Origin of the sequence: Agromyces intestinalis, from assembly GCF_008365295.1 — a bacterium.
GTDB classification, from domain to species: Bacteria; Actinomycetota; Actinomycetes; order Actinomycetales; family Microbacteriaceae; genus Agromyces; species Agromyces intestinalis.
Genome location: NZ_CP043505.1, coordinates 327,757 through 345,320, shown reverse-complemented (window position 1 = coordinate 345,320; position 17,564 = coordinate 327,757). Strand labels below are relative to the sequence as shown.

Annotated in this window: 12 protein-coding genes and 3 rRNA genes; 13 read left to right on the top strand and 2 right to left on the bottom strand. The window is 66.6% G+C overall.

Annotated features, from left to right (window positions below):
- Nucleotides 1-26: 26 nt before the first annotated feature.
- Entirely contained in the window at nt 27-656 is a 630-nt protein-coding gene (locus tag FLP10_RS01645) for a DNA-binding protein (protein ID WP_149159284.1), read from the bottom strand.
- A 71-nt stretch (nt 657-727) separates the two neighbouring features.
- Between FLP10_RS01645 and tyrS the strand changes: the two genes are divergently transcribed.
- Both tyrS and FLP10_RS01635 read left to right on the top strand, forming a co-directional pair.
- Complete coding sequence (gene tyrS, locus FLP10_RS01640) at nt 728-2,077, top strand: tyrosine--tRNA ligase (protein WP_149159283.1); 1,350 nt, start codon at nt 728-730, stop codon at nt 2,075-2,077.
- 5 nt (nt 2,078-2,082) lie between these two features.
- A complete protein-coding gene (locus FLP10_RS01635) occupies nt 2,083-3,462 on the top strand; it encodes a CoA transferase (RefSeq protein ID WP_149159282.1) in 1,380 nt (459 codons plus the stop codon).
- Between the two features lie 19 nt (nt 3,463-3,481).
- Here FLP10_RS01635 and FLP10_RS01630 read toward each other — a convergent pair whose 3' ends face one another.
- Nucleotides 3,482-3,862, bottom strand: a complete 381-nt coding sequence (locus tag FLP10_RS01630; RefSeq protein WP_149159281.1) for a MerR family transcriptional regulator — start codon at nt 3,860-3,862, stop codon at nt 3,482-3,484.
- A 63-nt stretch (nt 3,863-3,925) separates the two neighbouring features.
- Between FLP10_RS01630 and FLP10_RS01625 the strand changes: the two genes are divergently transcribed.
- From FLP10_RS01625 to recN, 11 genes are all read left to right on the top strand, one after another.
- On the top strand, nt 3,926-4,876 hold the full coding sequence (locus FLP10_RS01625; protein WP_149159280.1) for an aldo/keto reductase: 951 nt from the start codon (nt 3,926-3,928) through the stop codon (nt 4,874-4,876).
- 473 nt (nt 4,877-5,349) lie between these two features.
- Nucleotides 5,350-6,878, top strand: a 16S ribosomal RNA gene (locus tag FLP10_RS01620).
- Nucleotides 6,879-7,333: 455 nt separating this feature from the next.
- Nucleotides 7,334-10,442, top strand: a 23S ribosomal RNA gene (locus FLP10_RS01615).
- A 163-nt stretch (nt 10,443-10,605) separates the two neighbouring features.
- A 5S ribosomal RNA gene (rrf, locus tag FLP10_RS01610) occupies nt 10,606-10,722 on the top strand.
- The 16S, 23S and 5S rRNA genes sit together here, the layout of an rRNA operon.
- A 289-nt stretch (nt 10,723-11,011) precedes the next feature.
- Nucleotides 11,012-11,899 carry a hypothetical protein gene (locus FLP10_RS01605; protein WP_149159279.1) on the top strand — a complete coding sequence of 296 codons (888 nt, stop codon included), beginning with the start codon at nt 11,012-11,014 and terminating at the stop codon, nt 11,897-11,899.
- Nucleotides 11,845-12,759, top strand: a complete 915-nt coding sequence (locus tag FLP10_RS01600; RefSeq protein WP_246150121.1) for a hypothetical protein — start codon at nt 11,845-11,847, stop codon at nt 12,757-12,759. The genes FLP10_RS01605 and FLP10_RS01600 overlap by 55 nt, the downstream gene beginning before the upstream one ends.
- Nucleotides 12,737-13,753 (top strand): HAD-IIA family hydrolase, encoded by a 1,017-nt coding sequence (locus tag FLP10_RS01595; RefSeq protein WP_149159278.1) that lies wholly within the window; start codon nt 12,737-12,739, stop codon nt 13,751-13,753. The genes FLP10_RS01600 and FLP10_RS01595 overlap by 23 nt, the downstream gene beginning before the upstream one ends.
- A 41-nt stretch (nt 13,754-13,794) precedes the next feature.
- The gene (locus FLP10_RS01590; protein ID WP_149159277.1) at nt 13,795-14,019 is read left to right on the top strand and encodes a hypothetical protein; all 225 of its coding nucleotides are present in this window, start codon (nt 13,795-13,797) and stop codon (nt 14,017-14,019) included.
- Nucleotides 14,020-14,022: 3 nt separating this feature from the next.
- Nucleotides 14,023-14,829 carry a TlyA family RNA methyltransferase gene (locus FLP10_RS01585; protein ID WP_149159276.1) on the top strand — a complete coding sequence of 269 codons (807 nt, stop codon included), beginning with the start codon at nt 14,023-14,025 and terminating at the stop codon, nt 14,827-14,829.
- Nucleotides 14,787-15,740 (top strand): NAD kinase, encoded by a 954-nt coding sequence (locus FLP10_RS01580; protein WP_210418455.1) that lies wholly within the window; start codon nt 14,787-14,789, stop codon nt 15,738-15,740. Before FLP10_RS01585 ends, FLP10_RS01580 begins: the two co-directional genes overlap by 43 nt.
- 31 nt (nt 15,741-15,771) lie before the next feature.
- Entirely contained in the window at nt 15,772-17,475 is a 1,704-nt protein-coding gene (recN, locus tag FLP10_RS01575; protein WP_149159274.1) for a DNA repair protein RecN, read from the top strand.
- Nucleotides 17,476-17,564: the final 89 nt, after the last annotated feature.

Here is a 17,564-nt window from a genome sequence, read left to right as displayed (position 1 = left end):
ACCGCGGGTCGCCGCGCCCGGGTGGGTCAGGACGGGCGATCGGATGTCGCGCCCGACGCCGCGTCGAGGTCGGCGAGCAGTTCGACGATCGCGGGAACGGCGGCCTCCTCCGCCCGCCAGAGGGCGGCCTTCAGCCGTGCGCTGACCGCCGCGGGGCTGACGTCGAGGAGGGCGGCGATCTCTTTCTGGGGACGGCCCTCGCGGGCGAGGTCGACGACCTCCCAGCCGGCGTCGCTGCGTCGGGCACGCAGCAGCACGAGCAGTCGCAGCAGCGCCTCGACGTGGCCGGCCCGGCCGGAGGCATCCGGTGCTCCGCTGCGCAGGGCGACTCGGCCGTCGGCCCGCTTCGCCGCCTCGACCGCGTCCCTGGCTGCGATGAACGCCGGCCCGCTCGCCTTGCGCGCGGCATCGGGCAGCGGCGTCCGAACCTCGCCGACGCCGAGACCGACGCTCCACCGGCCGTCGCGCGCGGCCTCGAGCACGAGATCGAGTGCCGCCGCCGCGGATGCGGTGAGGAGCTGCACCTCGTCACCGGCGGTCTGATCCGCCGGAAGGGTCAGGTCGTCGCCGCGTATGGACTCGAGTCGGTCGATGAGCTCGGAGGCTTGGTCGAAGCTGCGTCGGCTGCCGATCTGGTCTGCGGTGATGACGAACATATGTGCCCCGAATCAAGCCTTGAGAGTGAACTGCCCAAGAGCAAGGCTACAGGGCGAATCGACTGGATTCAATGACTCAAGCTTTATCGGTTCGGGCAAGTGGATCGGGTACCCTTGCACTCGTGTCAGACCCCGTGATCCTCGCCACCCAGCAGAACGACCCATCCTTCGAGGATGTCTGGGAGGAGCTCGTCTGGCGCGGCCACGTGCACGTCTCGACCGAGCGGGCCGCGCTCAAGGAGCTGCTCGCGGGCGAGCCGATCACGTATTACTGCGGGTTCGATCCGACGGCACCCAGCCTGCACCTCGGCAACCTCGTGCAGCTCATCGTGATGCGTCGACTCCAGATCGCCGGGCATCGGCCCCTCGGGCTCGTCGGCGGGTCGACCGGCCTCATCGGCGATCCTCGGCCCACGGCCGAACGCACGCTCAACACGAAGGAGACCGTGGCCGAGTGGGTCGGCTACCTCCAGTCGCAGGTCTCACGGTTCCTCTCGAGCGAGGGCGACGCCGCGGTGCGCCTCGTGAACAACCTCGACTGGACGGCGGGGCTCAGCGCGATCGACTTTCTGCGTGAGATCGGCAAGCACTACCGCGTCGGCACGATGCTGAAGAAGGACGCGGTCGCTTCGCGCCTGAACTCCGACGCCGGCATCAGCTACACCGAGTTCAGCTACCAGATCCTGCAGGGCTACGACTTCCTCGAGCTCTACCGTCAGTACGGCTGCGTGCTGCAGACCGGCGGCAGCGATCAGTGGGGCAACCTCACGAGCGGCACCGACCTCATCCACCGGGTCGAGGGTGCGAGCGTGCACGCGATCGGAACCCCGCTGGTCACCAACTCCGACGGCACGAAGTTCGGCAAGAGCGAGGGCAATGCGATCTGGCTCGACGCCGAGATGTGCAGCCCCTACCGCTTCTACCAGTTCTGGCTCAACACCGACGACGGCGATGTCATCGATCGCCTGAAGGTCTTCACCTTCCTGACCAGGGCCGAGATCGACCAGTACGCGGCGCTCGTCGAGTCCGAGCCGTTCCGGCGGGCGGCACAGCGACGCCTCGCGCTCGAGGTCACCACGCTCGTGCACGGCTCCGAGGCCGCCGAGGCGGTCATCGCGGCATCCGAGGCGCTGTTCGGCAAGGGCGATCTCGCCGCGCTCGATGCGGCGACCCTGCGCAGCGCGCTGGCCGAACTGCCGAACGCGACCATCGCCGGCGGAACACCGGTCGTGCAGGCGCTCGTCGAGACCGGGCTCGTCGAGAGCCTCGGCGAGGGCCGGCGTGCGATCGCCCAGGGCGGCGTGACCCTAGACGGCGTACGCGTCGACGACGACACGGCGACGGTCTCGGGCGCACTGCCCGGCGGCGTGTCGGTGCTGCGTCGCGGCAAGAAGACCCTCGCGGGCCTCTTCGTGGAGTGAGCGCGGTGTCCGACGAGGTCGCCCGCGAACTCGTCGGACGCGTCTGGGCGGAGCTCGGTCGCGACCTCGGCGAGCTCGAACGTCTCGATCGGCTGCCCGAGGCTCCGCTTCCGGCCCGGCTGGATGTCTCGTCGCTGGCCGTCGGGTCGGTCACCGCCGCCTCGCTCGCCGGGGCCTCCGGCGATGGCGACCGTGCGCGGCGCACTCGACTGCGGCTCGACGGCGATCGCATCGCGGTGGCGTTCACGAGCGACCGCGACCTGCTCGTCGACGGTCGCGCGCCCGACGTCTGGTCGCCGCTGTCGGGGTTCTGGCGCACCGCCGATGGCTGGGTACGCACCCACGGCAACTATCCGCACCACGCGGCGGTGCTGCAGCGCGTGCTCGGCATTGCCGACGGCGCTGCTCGCGATCGCATCGCCGAGGCGATGCTGGCGCGCTCGGCGGGCGAGCTCGCCGCCGAGGTGGTCGCGGCGGGCGGGCTGTGCGTCGTCGTGCGAGCCGAAGACCCGGCCGCGGATGCCGCGTGGCGCTCGCACCCGATCGTCGACGTCGGCAGCGGTGGAGACGACCTCGCCGTGCGCGCGGGGCGCCGCGAGGCATCCCGAGGCCGTGACGGCCCGCTCGACGGCGTGCGCGTGCTCGACCTCACCCGCGTGATCGCCGGGCCCGTCGCCACGCGCACGCTCGCGCTGCTCGGCGCCGACGTGCTGCGCGTCGACTCGCCCCGCCTGCCCGAGTTCGAGTGGCAGCACCTCGACACGGGTGCCGGCAAGCGGTCGAGCCTGCTCGACCTCGACACGCGCACGGATCGAGCGCGGTTCGACGCGCTCGTCGGCGACGCCGACGTCGTGGTGACGGGATACCGGCCGGCCGCGATGGCGAGGCTCGGGCTCGACGCCCATGCGCTGCGGGCGCGGCATCCGCACCTGCTCGTCGCGTCGCTATCCGCGTGGGGCGACCGCGCCGAAGCGGGCGAAGAGCGGGGATTCGACAGCCTCGTACAGGCGGCATCGGGCATCGCGGTCATCGAAGGCGACGACGGAGCGCCCGGCACCCTCCCCGCCCAGGCGCTCGATCACGCCACCGGTTACCTGCTCGCCGCCGCGGTGACGTCGCAGCTCGTCGGCGGCGGGCGTCGCACCGGTCGGGTCGCCCTGTCCCTCCGGCGCACCGCGGCCGAACTCCTGGCTCTTCCACGTACGAACGTTCGTACACCTGGGCGCGAACTGTCCGACGCAGAGCGCGCGCCGCACCGTCGGTCCTTCGACCTCGCAGGTGGCACGGTGCGCACGACCGCGCCAGCCGTCGCCGGCGTCGGAGGCCCGCTCGAATGGACCGCCCCGCCTCACCCGCTGGGCATCGACCCGCCGCAGTGGTGGTGAGTGCGGCTCCGGCGATCGGTCAGGCGGTGCCGGCGCGACGATCGAGCTCGCCGCGATACCAGCCGATCTTCTCGTCGAGTCGGCGTTGCTGCTCGAGCAGCTCGTCGATCTGCTGCTGCACACCGGCGGCGTGCTCGCGGAGCAGGTCGAGGCGCTCGGCGAGCGTGTCGTCGTCGCGGCACAACTGCCCGTAGCGTTTCAGCAGCTCGATCGGCATGCCCGTGTCCCGTAGGCACCGCAGGAAACCGAGCGTCGAGATATCGGCCTCGGAGTAGAGCCGGTGACCGCCGGCGGTGCGAGCGACGGCGGGCATGATGCCCTCGCGTTCGTAGTACCGCAGCGTGTCGAGGGTGAAGCCCGAGAGCGCGGCGGCGCGAGCGGGGGTGTACGTGGTGGACATGGCTGCAGCCTAATCCGATCCGGCACTTGACCTGGAGCGAACTCCAGATTGCAGGCTGGGTGCATGACTGATCACCCCAAGACCTCACCCCTCGTGCTCGGCACGATGATGTTCGGCACCGACGTCGACGAGGAGACCTCGTTCGCCCTGCTCGACCGGTTCGTCGAGCGCGGCGGCGTCTGGATCGACACGGCCGATTGCTACAGCTTCTGGGCCAGTGCGAGCGGCCTCGGCGGCGACAGCGAAACAGTCATCGGCCGCTGGCTCGCCGCGCGCCCGGGCGCCCGCGACCGCGTGAAGATCTCGACCAAGCTCGGCGCCGAGCCGCTGTGGGCCGACTCCTGGCCGCAGGCCCGCGCCGGGCTCTCGCGCCGTGCCGTCGCCGAGGCGTTCCGGGGGAGCCTCGACCGTCTCGGCGTCGACCGGGTCGACCTGCTCTGGCTTCACCAGGAGGACCGCTCGACCCCGATCGAAGAGACCGTCGATGCGCTCGGCGAGCTGACGGCAACCGGGCAGGTGGCCAGAGTCGGCGCGTCGAACCATCCAGCGTGGCGTGTGGAGCGTGCGCGTGCCCGAGCAGCCGCAACGCGAAGCATCCCGATCGACGCCCTGCAGCTGAACGCGACCTACCTGAGCGTCCGTCCAGGCACTCTCCCGCCCGGCGTGGTGCACCCGCATGGCGTGCTGAGCGATGAGCAACGCGACTACGCGATCGAGCATCGCCTCGAGGTCTGGGCGTACACCCCGCTGCTCTCGGGCGCCTACGACAACCCCGAGAAGCCGATCCCCGAGGTGTACGACCACCCCGGAACCACGCGTCGGCTCGCGGTACTCGACGAAGTGGCAGCCGAGCGTGGAACGACCCGAGGGGCGACCGTGCTGGCTTGGCTCGTCGCGAGGGGCATTCGACCCATGCTCGGCGGCAGCAAGCTCGCTCAGCTCGACGTCGCGATGGATGCCGTCGCCTCACCGCTGAGTGAGGCCCACCTCGCCCGGATGAACGCTGTTACGTGACCTCGGCGCCCCTCCTGTGCTGCGAGCGAGATCCGCAGGAATCCGCGCGACACGCCCGGGATGCAAGCCCGAGTTGCAGGAGGGAGTGGATCTCCGTAGAGTAATCACTCGTTGCCGCAAAGGGCGCGGGAGAGCGAGAAGCTCACCGGCCCTCAACTAGCAGCGATTCCCGATCAGAACGAGCCACTCGGTTCCGCCTGGTCGAAGCATTCGGATCCGTCCTTCACAGGATGCCCGGGTGGAGACGTAAGCCTCGAGTGAACCATCCGTTGGGGTGACGAAGCGAGAGCGTCCGTTTCTTGAGAACTCAACAGCGTGCACTATGTTCAATGCCAATTTTTGAACCCTGTCCTGCCTCTTTTTTGGGGTGGGTGGGATTCCTTTGATTGATGGACAATTTGGCGAGAGTCAGTTGTTTCTCTGTCAGTGATTGAATTTCCTGGCTGCTCTTTTGGGGTGGTTGGGGCCAAGTTTTTTTGGAGAGTTTGATCCTGGCTCAGGACGAACGCTGGCGGCGTGCTTAACACATGCAAGTCGAACGATGAAGCCTCACTTGTGGGGTGGATTAGTGGCGAACGGGTGAGTAACACGTGAGTAACCTGCCCTGGACTCTGGGATAACCCCGAGAAATCGGAGCTAATACCGGATATGACCTTGTACCGCATGGTGTGGGGTGGAAAGTTTTTTCGGTCTGGGATGGACTCGCGGCCTATCAGCTTGTTGGTGAGGTAATGGCTCACCAAGGCGTCGACGGGTAGCCGGCCTGAGAGGGTGACCGGCCACACTGGGACTGAGACACGGCCCAGACTCCTACGGGAGGCAGCAGTGGGGAATATTGCACAATGGGCGCAAGCCTGATGCAGCAACGCCGCGTGAGGGATGACGGCCTTCGGGTTGTAAACCTCTTTTAGTAAGGAAGAAGGGGAGCTTGCTCCTTGACGGTACTTGCAGAAAAAGGACCGGCTAACTACGTGCCAGCAGCCGCGGTAATACGTAGGGTCCGAGCGTTGTCCGGAATTATTGGGCGTAAAGAGCTCGTAGGCGGTTTGTCGCGTCTGCTGTGAAATCTCCAGGCTCAACCTGGAGCCTGCAGTGGGTACGGGCAGACTTGAGTGGTGTAGGGGAGACTGGAATTCCTGGTGTAGCGGTGGAATGCGCAGATATCAGGAGGAACACCGATGGCGAAGGCAGGTCTCTGGGCACTTACTGACGCTGAGGAGCGAAAGCGTGGGGAGCGAACAGGATTAGATACCCTGGTAGTCCACGCCGTAAACGTTGGGCGCTAGATGTGGGGACCTTTCCACGGTTTCCGTGTCGTAGCTAACGCATTAAGCGCCCCGCCTGGGGAGTACGGCCGCAAGGCTAAAACTCAAAGGAATTGACGGGGGCCCGCACAAGCGGCGGAGCATGCGGATTAATTCGATGCAACGCGAAGAACCTTACCAAGGCTTGACATGACCGAGAACGCGCCAGAAATGGTGAACTCTTTGGACACTCGGTTACAGGTGGTGCATGGTTGTCGTCAGCTCGTGTCGTGAGATGTTGGGTTAAGTCCCGCAACGAGCGCAACCCTCGTCGCATGTTGCCAGCACGTCATGGTGGGAACTCATGTGAGACTGCCGGGGTCAACTCGGAGGAAGGTGGGGATGACGTCAAATCATCATGCCCCTTATGTCTTGGGCTTCACGCATGCTACAATGGCCGGTACAAAGGGCTGCGATGTCGTAAGGCGGAGCGAATCCCAAAAAGCCGGTCTCAGTTCGGATTGAGGTCTGCAACTCGACCTCATGAAGTCGGAGTCGCTAGTAATCGCAGATCAGCAACGCTGCGGTGAATACGTTCCCGGGCCTTGTACACACCGCCCGTCAAGTCATGAAAGTCGGTAACACCCGAAGCCGGTGGCCCAACCTTTTGGAGGGAGCCGTCGAAGGTGGGATCGGTGATTAGGACTAAGTCGTAACAAGGTAGCCGTACCGGAAGGTGCGGCTGGATCACCTCCTTTCTAAGGAGCACTGGAGACTTTCGGGTCTTCCAGGAGGCCCATTGCAGGGCGAATGTTCCTGCTGGGTGCTCATGGGTGGAACATTGACATAGGCATCAGTCGCAAGCGTCTTGATCGAGTACGCCGGCCTTCGGGTTGGTTGGAATGGTTGGGGTGGGCGGGGTTGGTGCGTGCACGCTGTTGGGTCCTGAGGGACCGGGCGCGACCTTTCGGGGTTGGCGGGTTTCTTCAGGCCTTCATGAAGCATCACCGGTTGGTGGTGTGGGGTGGGGGTTCTGGCCGTCTGTTGAGAACTACATAGTGGACGCGAGCATCTTAGAAGCACCAACTTTTGTTGTTGTTTCGAATGTGTTCTGCAGCATCTTCTCTCGTTTGGGGAGGGTGTTGTTGACGTATTCATTGGTCACCGCCGCGGCCTTTCGGGGTTGTGGTGGTTTCTTTGAACTCATGTGTGGTTTCAAGTTTCTAAGAGCGAACGGTGGATGCCTTGGCATCTGGAGCCGAAGAAGGACGTCGTAATCTGCGATAAGCCTCGGGGAGTTGATAAACGAGCTGTGATCCGAGGATTTCCGAATGGGGAAACCCCGCCAGGCCCTTTGGGTGACCTGGTGACTCCCGCCTGAATGTATAGGGCGGGTAGAGGGAACGTGGGGAAGTGAAACATCTCAGTACCCACAGGAAGAGAAAACAACCGTGATTCCGTGAGTAGTGGCGAGCGAAAGCGGAAGAGGCCAAACCGGTCATGTGTGATACCCGGCAGGGTTGCATGGTCGGGGTTGTGGGACCTTTCGGGCTGTTCTGCCGGACAGCCACGGTGATTGTGCATGGTATAGGCGAACCGGATTGAAAGCCGGACCGGAGTGGGTGTGAGTCCCGTAGCCGAAATGTCGTGCCGCCCGGAGAGGTATCCCAAGTAGCACGGGGCCCGAGAAATCCCGTGTGAATCTGCCAGGACCACCTGGTAAGCCTAAATACTCCCAGATGACCGATAGCGGACAAGTACCGTGAGGGAAAGGTGAAAAGTACCCCGGGAGGGGAGTGAAATAGTACCTGAAACCGTTCGCTTACAATCCGTCGGAGCAGCCTTGTAGCTGTGACGGCGTGCCTTTTGAAGAATGAGCCTGCGAGTTAGTGATTTGTGGCGAGGTTAACCCGTGTGGGGTAGCCGTAGCGAAAGCGAGTCTGAATAGGGCGATTCAGTCGCAGGTCCTAGACCCGAAGCGAAGTGATCTATCCATGGCCAGGTTGAAGCGACGGTAAGACGTCGTGGAGGACCGAACCCACTTCAGTTGAAAATGGAGGGGATGAGCTGTGGATAGGGGTGAAAGGCCAATCAAACTTCGTGATAGCTGGTTCTCTCCGAAATGCATTTAGGTGCAGCGTTGCGTGTTTCTTGCCGGAGGTAGAGCTACTGGATGGCCGATGGGCCCCAACAGGTTACTGACGTCAGCCAAACTCCGAATGCCGGTAAGTGAGAGCGCAGCAGTGAGACGGTGGGGGATAAGCTTCATCGTCGAGAGGGAAACAACCCAGACCACCGACTAAGGCCCCTAAGCGTGTGCTAAGTGGGAAAGGATGTGGAGTTGCACAGACAACCAGGAGGTTGGCTTAGAAGCAGCCACCCTTGAAAGAGTGCGTAATAGCTCACTGGTCAAGTGATTCCGCGCCGACAATGTAACGGGGCTCAAGCACACCGCCGAAGTCGTGGGATTCGCATTATCGATAGGCCTTCGTGGTCCAGTCGTGCGGATCGGTAGGAGAGCGTCGTGTGCCGGGTGAAGCGGCGGAGTGATCCAGCCGTGGACGGCACACGAGTGAGAATGCAGGCATGAGTAGCGAAAGACGGGTGAGAAACCCGTCCTCCGGAAGACCAAGGGTTCCAGGGTCAAGCTAATCTTCCCTGGGTAAGTCGGGACCTAAGGCGAGGCCGACAGGCGTAGTCGATGGACAACGGGTTGATATTCCCGTACCGGCGAAGAACCGCCCACACCAATCCAGTAATGCTAACCATCCGAACCATCACACCGTTCCCTTCGGGAGCATCGTGGTGGGGAGCGTGGGACCCGGTCTGGTGCGGTGAGCGTATTAACAGGTGTGACGCAGGAAGGTAGCCCAACCCGGGCGATGGTTGACCCGGGGCAAGCGTGTAGGCCGAACCGTAGGCAAATCCGCGGTTCATACAGGCTGAGACGCGATGCGGATGAAAAGTGGGTGATCCTATGCTGCCGAGAAAAGCATCGACGCGAGGTTCTAGCCGCCCGTACCCCAAACCGACTCAGGTGGTCAGGTAGAGAATACCGAGGAGATCGAGAGAATCGTGGTTAAGGAACTCGGCAAAATGCCCCCGTAACTTCGGGAGAAGGGGGGCCCGAAGCGTGAACCCACTTGCTGGGGAAGCGTGGAGTGGCCGCAGAGACCAGTGGGAAGCGACTGTTTACTAAAAACACAGGTCCGTGCCAAGTCGCAAGACGATGTATACGGACTGACGCCTGCCCGGTGCTGGAAGGTTAAGAGGACCGGTTAGCCGCAAGGCGAAGCTGAGAATTTAAGCCCCAGTAAACGGCGGTGGTAACTATAACCATCCTAAGGTAGCGAAATTCCTTGTCGGGTAAGTTCCGACCTGCACGAATGGCGTAACGACTTCCCAGCTGTCTCAACCGCGAACTCGGCGAAATTGCACTACGAGTAAAGATGCTCGTTACGCGCAGCAGGACGGAAAGACCCCGTGACCTTTACTACAGCTTGGTATTGGTGTTCGGTGTGGCTTGTGTAGGATAGGTGGGAGACTTTGAAGCGGGCACGCCAGTGTTCGTGGAGTCGTTGTTGAAATACCACTCTGGTCACTCTGGATGTCTAACTTCGAACCGTGATCCGGTTCAGGGACAGTGCCTGGTGGGTAGTTTAACTGGGGCGGTTGCCTCCCAAAGAGTAACGGAGGCGCCCAAAGGTTCCCTCAACCTGGTTGGCAATCAGGTGGCGAGTGTAAGTGCACAAGGGAGCTTGACTGTGAGACTGACAGGTCGAGCAGGGACGAAAGTCGGGACTAGTGATCCGGCAGTGGCTTGTGGAAGCGCTGTCGCTCAACGGATAAAAGGTACCTCGGGGATAACAGGCTGATCTTGCCCAAGAGTCCATATCGACGGCATGGTTTGGCACCTCGATGTCGGCTCGTCGCATCCTGGGGCTGGAGTAGGTCCCAAGGGTTGGGCTGTTCGCCCATTAAAGCGGTACGCGAGCTGGGTTTAGAACGTCGTGAGACAGTTCGGTCCCTATCCGCTGCGCGCGTAGGAAATTTGAGAGGATCTGACCCTAGTACGAGAGGACCGGGTTGGACGAACCTCTGGTGTGCCAGTTGTTCCGCCAGGAGCACCGCTGGTTAGCTACGTTCGGGATGGATAACCGCTGAAAGCATCTAAGCGGGAAGCCGGCCTCGAGATGAGATTTCCATCCCCTTTCGAGGGGGAGAGGCTCCCAGTAGACGACTGGGTTGATAGGCCGGATGTGGAAGCAAGGACTAACGACTTGTGCAGCTGACCGGTACTAATATGCCAACAACTTGACAACCCCACATTCCAGTTCAAAGGAATTTCCTGGTTGCTCGCGTCCACTCTGTGGTTCCCTTCAGACGGAAACCCAACACACAACACAGAACACCGACAACAGAACAGTGTTCGAAACACAGACCACCAACCCCCACCCACCCGGGCGGGCACGTTGGTTCTAGAGTTTCGGCGGCCATAGCGTCAGGGAAACGCCCGGACACATTCCGAACCCGGAAGCTAAGACTGACAGCGCCGATGGTACTGCAGGGGCGACCCTGTGGGAGAGTAGGACACCGCCGGACATTCATTGAGCGAAGGGGCCACCCGAGGACGGGTGGCCCCTTTCGTGTTTTCGGCCGGCTCGAAGCCGGCCGCAGTACGGTTGAGTCCGAACGGACTCCCATGTCGAGAGGACTCTCGTGAGCGATTCGAGTCAAGGCCCGGTCGGAGACGACCGGCCGGACCGTCGACGAGAGCCCTCGTCGAACAACCGAGACGACCGCGGCGGACGCGGCCAGCAGCGCGACGGCCGGGAGCGGAAGTCGTACGACCGCCCCCGTTCGCAGGGATCCGCAGCGCGAGCCGGCTACGGTGGCGACCGCTCCGCCGACGACCGGCGCCGGTCCGATCGTCCGCGTCGCGACGGCGCCACCGGATCGCCCCAGAGTGGGTATCGCCGTGATGGTGAGGATCGCCGTTCGAGTGGTGGGTACCGGGCGCAGGGCGGTGATCGTCAATCGGGCGGGTATCGCCGTGATGGAGACGACCGTCGTTCCGGTGGCGGATACCGGCCACACGGTGATGCGCGCCCGTCCGGCGGCGGAAACCGCCGGGATGGCGAGGATCGCCGCTCGGGCGGTGGATACCGCCGGGATGGCGAGGATCGCCGCTCGGGCGGTGGGTATCGTCCGCAGGGCGGTGATCGTCAGTCGGGCGGGTATCGCCGTGATGGAGACGACCGTCGTTCGAGTGGCGGATACCGGCCACAGGGCGATGCGCGCCAATCCGGCGGTGGGTATCGCCGTGATGGAGACGACCGCCGTTCGGGCGGTGGGTATCGTCCGCAGGGCGAGGGTCGGCCCACCAGTGGGTATCGGCGAGACGGTGAGGATCGCCGATCCGGCGGCTACCGCGCTGGTTCCGACGACCGTCGGCCTCCGCGAAGCGGCGACGACCGTGGCGCTGCGCGGCAGTCGGGGTACCGTCGGAACGACGATCACCGCGGCGGCCAATCGGGTGCACAGCGTGACGACCGTCGCGGCGGGAAGCCCGCGTACGGCGGGTCGCGAGACGATCGGCATGACGGCCGCCCGCAGCGCGGGCGCACCGACAGCTGGTCGCGGAGCGACCGGCCCGCGTCCTCGCGTCCCTATGAGGACCGACCGCGCCCCTACGAGGACCGGCCGCGTCACGACGATCCGCTGGTGCCCGAGCACATCGAACCGCGGTCGCTCAACCGCGAGGCTCGCGCCGAGCTGAAGACCCTGAGCAAGGAGAACGCCGAGTGGGTCGCGCGGCACCTCGCCGCGGCATCCGAGTTGCTGCTCGAAGACGCACCGCTCGCTCACCGTCACGCCCTCGCGGCCGCACGACGTGCCGGGCGCATCGCGGTCGTTCGCGAGACGCTCGCGATCACCGCCTACGAAACCGGCGATTTCGCGCTCGCGCTGCGCGAGCTGCGCACCTACCGCCGCATCTCGGGCAAGAACGACCAGCTGCCGCTGATGGTCGACAGCGAGCGCGGCGTCGGGCGGCCCGACCGTGCGCTCGAGCTCGGTCGTTCGGTCGATCGGACCACGCTCGCCGCCCCTGTGCAGGTCGCGCTCGCGATCGCGATGTCGGGCGCGCGGCTCGACCTCGAACAGCCCGAGCTCGCGTTGGCCGAACTCGAGATCCCGCAGCTCGATCGCGCGCGTGCGTTCAGCTACAGCCCCGCGCTGTTCTCCGCATACGCCGAGGTGCTCGATGAGCTCGGACGCGCCGTCGAGGCATCCGACTGGCGCGCTCTCGCGGAGCACGCGGCGGAGGCGCTCGCGGAGCCTGCCGACGCGGAGATCTTCGAGGTCTACGAGATCGACGAGGTGCCCCTCGAGGAGCCCGCGACACCGGTCGAGGACGAAGCCGACGTCGCGGACGAGGCCGTCGCGCAGAACGACCCCGATGACGAGATCGAGGTCGAGATCGAGGTCGAGGACACGGCCGAGGTCGACGACCTCGAAACGGATGCCTCGGCCGAGTCCGCACCCGAGGACGCGATCGAGCCCGAGGTGGCCGAACTGCTCGCCGAGACGGATCCTGTTCGCTCCGAGGACGGCGATGGCGCTGTTCCGCAGGACTGAGTCGCGCACGCCGCTCGACGGCGTCGACGCCGTGTTCGCCGATCTCGACGGCGTCGTCTACCAGGGGCCGCATGCGATTCCGCACGCGGTCGAGGCGCTGAACCTCGCGCGCCGCGACCGGGCGGTCGGATACATCACGAACAACGCGTCGCGCAGCGATGCATCCGTCGCCGCCCATCTCGCGGAGCTGGGACTCACCGTCGCGCCGACCGATGTCGTCACGTCGCCGCAGGCGGCCATGCGCCTGCTCGCCGGTGTCGTCGAGCCAGGCGCGCTCGTGCTGGTGGTCGGCGGCGAGGGGATCGTCACCGAACTGGACCGGCACGGCTACCGCGTGACGCGCTCGGCCGACGATGGTCCGGATGCGGTGGTGCAGGGGTTCGCGCCCGACGTGGGTTGGACGCAGTTGGCGGAGGCGGCGTTCGCGTTGAACGCCGGCGGGTTCGCCGACGAGCACGGAATCCCGTGGATCGCGACGAACATGGACTGGACGATCCCCGTGGCGAGGGGCATCGCGCCGGGCAACGGCACGTTGGTCTCGGCGGTGCACACCGCGGTCGGGCGGTTCCCGCTCGTGGCGGGCAAGCCCGAGACCCCGATCTTCGAGGAGGCGCGGGCGCGCTTCGGCGCGGAGCATCCGCTCGTGGTCGGCGACCGGCTCGACACCGACATCCTCGGTGCGAACCGTGCCGGAATGAGGTCGGCGGTCGTGCTCACGGGAATCGACCGCGCGAAGCAGGTGCTCGCCGCGGACGCGGCGAGCCGGCCCGATTACCTGCTCGGCGACCTCCGCGAGCTGCACGAGCCGTATCCCGAGATCGAACGGGTACGCGGCGGCGTGCGGGTCCGTGGCGCCCGTGTGCGCCTCGACGGGCGCCGGGTCGTGGTCGAGTCGGGCGAAGGGCTCGACGCCCTGCGCGCCGCGTGCGCCGTGATCTGGGAGTCGGGCTCGCCGATCCACGCGCTCGAGGTTCCCGAGCGCCTGTACGCGTGAGCACCGAGGCGCCGTCGGCGGGCCGGGGTAGCGTTGAGGGCGTGAGCACCGACGAAGCATCCGATCAGGCGCGCGCGGTTCCCGACGAGGTCGAGGCCGAGGGCGCGGGCGACGCCGCGACGGCCGACGAGCGCGCCTCGCAGATCGGCGACGAGCTCGACGCGATCGAGGGTGCACCGCTCGCCGAGCGCGGCGCCCGCTACCAGTCGCTGGTCGATCGGCTGCGCGAGGCGCTCGAGCAGTCCGATCCGGCCGAGGGCGGCTGACGGGTGGCGCAGCGACGCCTCGACTCGGCGTTGGCCGACGCCGGGCTCGCCCGCTCGCGGACCCACGCGGCGACGCTCATCGCGTCGGGTGCGGTGCGCGTCGACGGCCAACCGGTAGTGAAGCCGTCGCACCGGGTCGACGACGACGCCCGACTCGAGGTCGACCAGGTCGACCACTACGTGAGTCGCGCCGCGCACAAGCTCATCGCAGCCCTGGACGGGTTCGCGGTGGATCCAGCCGATCGCGTAGCGCTCGACGCGGGCGCGTCGACCGGCGGGTTCAGCCAGGTGCTGCTCGAGCGCGGAGCCCGCACGGTGCTCGCGATCGACGTCGGGCACGGCCAGCTCGCGCCGTCGTTGGCCGGTGCGGCGGGACTCGTCCTCGTCGAGGGATGCAACGTGCGCGATCTCGACGCCGAGCGGCTGGCGGAGCTGACGGGCGTCGACGAGCGGCCGACACTCGTCACCGCCGACCTCTCGTTCATCTCCCTCACCACGGTGTTGCCCGCGCTTCGGCAGACCGCTCGTGAGGACGCCGAGTTCGTGCTGCTCGTGAAGCCGCAGTTCGAGGTGGGTCGCGGGGGTGTCCGCGAGGGCGTGGTGCGCGACTCCGCGCTGCAGGCGGACGCGGTCGCCGGTGTGCTGTGGGCCGGCTTCGACCTCGGTCTCGGCGTCGGCGGCGTGCTCTCCTCCCCAATCGCCGGCACCCACGGCAATCGCGAGTTCCTCGTGCATCTGCGGCCGGGTGCGCCCGGGCATCCGACAGAATGGATGGGTCGTATCGAGGGCCTGACAGGAGGAGCCCGGTGAACCAGGCACGTCACTTCCTCGTGGTCGCCCACACCGGCCGCGAGGCCGCACTCGAGGCCACTCGCGAGGTGTGCACGCAACTGCTTTCCGCGGGCGCGGTGCCGGTCATCGCGGAAGAGCACTGGCATGACGTGCACACGTACGTGCCCGACCTGAACGGGCGGGTGCGCGCCCTCGAAGAGGTCGACGCCGACCAGATCGAGCTGGCCATCGTGCTCGGCGGCGACGGCACGATCCTGCGGGCCGCCGAGCTCACGCGCGACCTTCCGATTCCGCTGCTCGGGGTGAACCTCGGCCATGTCGGGTTCCTCGCCGAGAGCGAACGCGACGACCTCGGCTACACCGTGACGCGCGCGCTCGCGCGCGACTACACGGTCGAGGAACGCATGACGCTGTCGGTGCGCGCGAAGGTCGGCGCCGAGGTGGTGTACGAGGGGTGGGCGCTCAACGAGGCCACGGTCGAGAAGGCCGAGCGCGAGCGCATGCTCGAGGTGGTGATCGAGGTCGATCGCCGACCGCTGTCGTCGTTCGGCTGCGACGGGGTCGTCATGTCGACGCCGACGGGGTCGACCGCGTACTCGTTCTCGGCCGGAGGGCCGGTCGTGTGGCCGAGCGTCGAAGCGCTGCTGCTCGTGCCGCTGAGCGCGCACGCGCTCTTCGCACGACCGATCGTGGTGGGGCCCGAGTCGTCGCTCGCGGTGGAGGTGCTGCAGCGCACCGATGCCGCCGCGGTGATCTGGTGCGACGGGCGGCGGATGTTCGACCTGCCGCCCGGCGCCCGCGTCGTCGTACGGCGTTCATCGGTGCCGGTTCGTCTGGCCAGGCTGCACGAGGCGCCGTTCACCGATCGACTCGTCAACAAGTTCGACCTGCCGGTGACCGGCTGGCGCGGGCCGGTGGGTCGCGAATGAGCACCGTGACTGCCGTGAGTGGGGGACGCGCGTGATCGAAGAACTCGGCATCCGCGATCTCGGCGTGATCGCTGAGGCCAGGCTTCCGCTCGGGCCCGGGTTCACCGCGGTGACCGGCGAGACCGGCGCCGGCAAGACGATGGTGGTGACCGCGCTCGGCCTGCTGCTCGGGGCCCGCTCCGACGCGGGGGCGGTGCGGTCGGGTGCGAAGCAGGCCTGGGCCGAGGGTCGCTGGCTGCTTTCGGATGCCTCGGCCGATGAGGTCCGCGAGCGGGTCGAGGAGGCCGGTGGCGAGATCGAAGCCGGCGAGCTGCTGCTCGGCCGCTCGGTGTCGGCCGAAGGCCGTAGCCGTGCGGTCGTGGGCGGTCGCAGCACGCCCGTCGGCGTGCTCGCCGAGCTGGGCGAACGACTCGTGGTCGTGCACGGTCAGGCCGACCAGCAGCGGCTGCGTTCGGCGACGGCGCAGCGCGAGGCGCTCGACCGGTTCGCCGGCGCCGAGCTGCTGGAGGTGCTGGGGGAGTACCGCACCGCGTTCCGGGCCTGGCGCGACGACGCCGACCTGCTCGTGCGGCTGCGGTCCGAGCACGACGCCCGGGCGCGCGAGGCCGCTGAGCTGCGAACCGCGCTCGACGAGGTCGAGGCCGCGGACCCGCAGCCCGGCGAGGACGTCGAACTCGCCGAGCGAGCCGATCGGCTGACCAACCTGGAGGACCTGCGCTTCGCCGCGGCGCAGGCCCGTGAGCTGGTCTCGTCCGAGGAGGCGATCGATGACGCGCCCGACGCCGTGACGCTCGTCGAGAGTGCGCGACGACACGTCGAGCGCATGGCTCCGCACGACTCCGCCCTGGCTCCGCTCGCCGAGACGCTCCAGAACGCCGGGTTCCTGCTCGCCGAGGCCGCCGGTGAGCTCTCGAGCTACCTCGCCGGGCTCGACGCCGATGGCGCGCGCGAGCTCGAGACGGTCCAGGAGCGACGGGCCGAGCTGACCGCCCTCATCCGCCGGCACGGGACGACCCTCGACGACGTGATCGAGTTCCGTCGCACGGGCGGTCTCAGGCTCATCGAGCTCGACGGCGACGACGACCGCATCGAGCAGCTCGAGGCATCCGTCGCCGAACTCGAAGCCCGCGTCGATGAGCTGGCCGACCGGCTGACTTCGCTGCGCGAAGCCGCCGCGTCGCGGCTCGCCATCGAGGTGACGGCCGAGCTCGCGGCGCTCGCGATGCCCGACGCCGAGCTGAGCGTGGTGGTCGAGCCGCTCGCCGAGCCCGCCTCGCACGGCCGCGACCAGGTGCAGCTGCTGCTGCGGCCTCACCCGGGCACCGAGCCGCGGCCCGTCTCGCGCGGTGCATCGGGCGGTGAGCTGTCGCGGGTGATGCTGGCCATCGAGGTCGTGATCGCCGGCGCCGATCCGGTGCCGACGTTCGTGTTCGACGAGGTGGATGCGGGCGTGGGCGGTGCGGCCGCGATCGAGATCGGGCGCCGGCTCGCGAAGCTCGCCGAGCGATCGCAGGTCATCGTCGTGACCCACCTGGCGCAGGTCGCGGCCTTCGCGACGAACCACCTCACCGTGGTGAAGGGCACCGACGGTCAGGTGACCGCGTCGAGCGTGCGACAGCTGGCGGGATTCGATCGCGAGGCCGAGATGGCGCGGTTGCTGTCGGGGCTGGCCGACTCCGCGAGCGGTCTTGCACACGCGCGCGAACTGCTCGAACTCGCCGCGGATGCGGCGTGAGGCCCGGATTTCGCTGTCGCGATGGGCAACCGAGTCGACGACACCCGGTCGGTTCTGGGCCGACTCCGAGAATCGTCGGATAGGCTATA

Bases quoted from the DNA above. Each gene is read 5' to 3' on its own strand.
- tyrS (WP_149159283.1), top strand. From the start codon at position 728: ATGACTCAAGCTTTATCGGTTCGGGCAAGTGGATCGGGTACCCTTGCA.
- FLP10_RS01625 (WP_149159280.1), top strand. From the start codon at position 3,926: ATGACTGATCACCCCAAGACCTCACCCCTCGTGCTCGGCACGATGATG.
- FLP10_RS01595 (WP_149159278.1), top strand. From the start codon at position 12,737: ATGGCGCTGTTCCGCAGGACTGAGTCGCGCACGCCGCTCGACGGCGTC.
- FLP10_RS01580 (WP_210418455.1), top strand. From the start codon at position 14,787: ATGGATGGGTCGTATCGAGGGCCTGACAGGAGGAGCCCGGTGAACCAG.
- FLP10_RS01630 (WP_149159281.1), bottom strand. From the start codon at position 3,862: ATGTCCACCACGTACACCCCCGCTCGCGCCGCCGCGCTCTCGGGCTTC.
- FLP10_RS01645 (WP_149159284.1), bottom strand. From the start codon at position 656: ATGTTCGTCATCACCGCAGACCAGATCGGCAGCCGACGCAGCTTCGAC.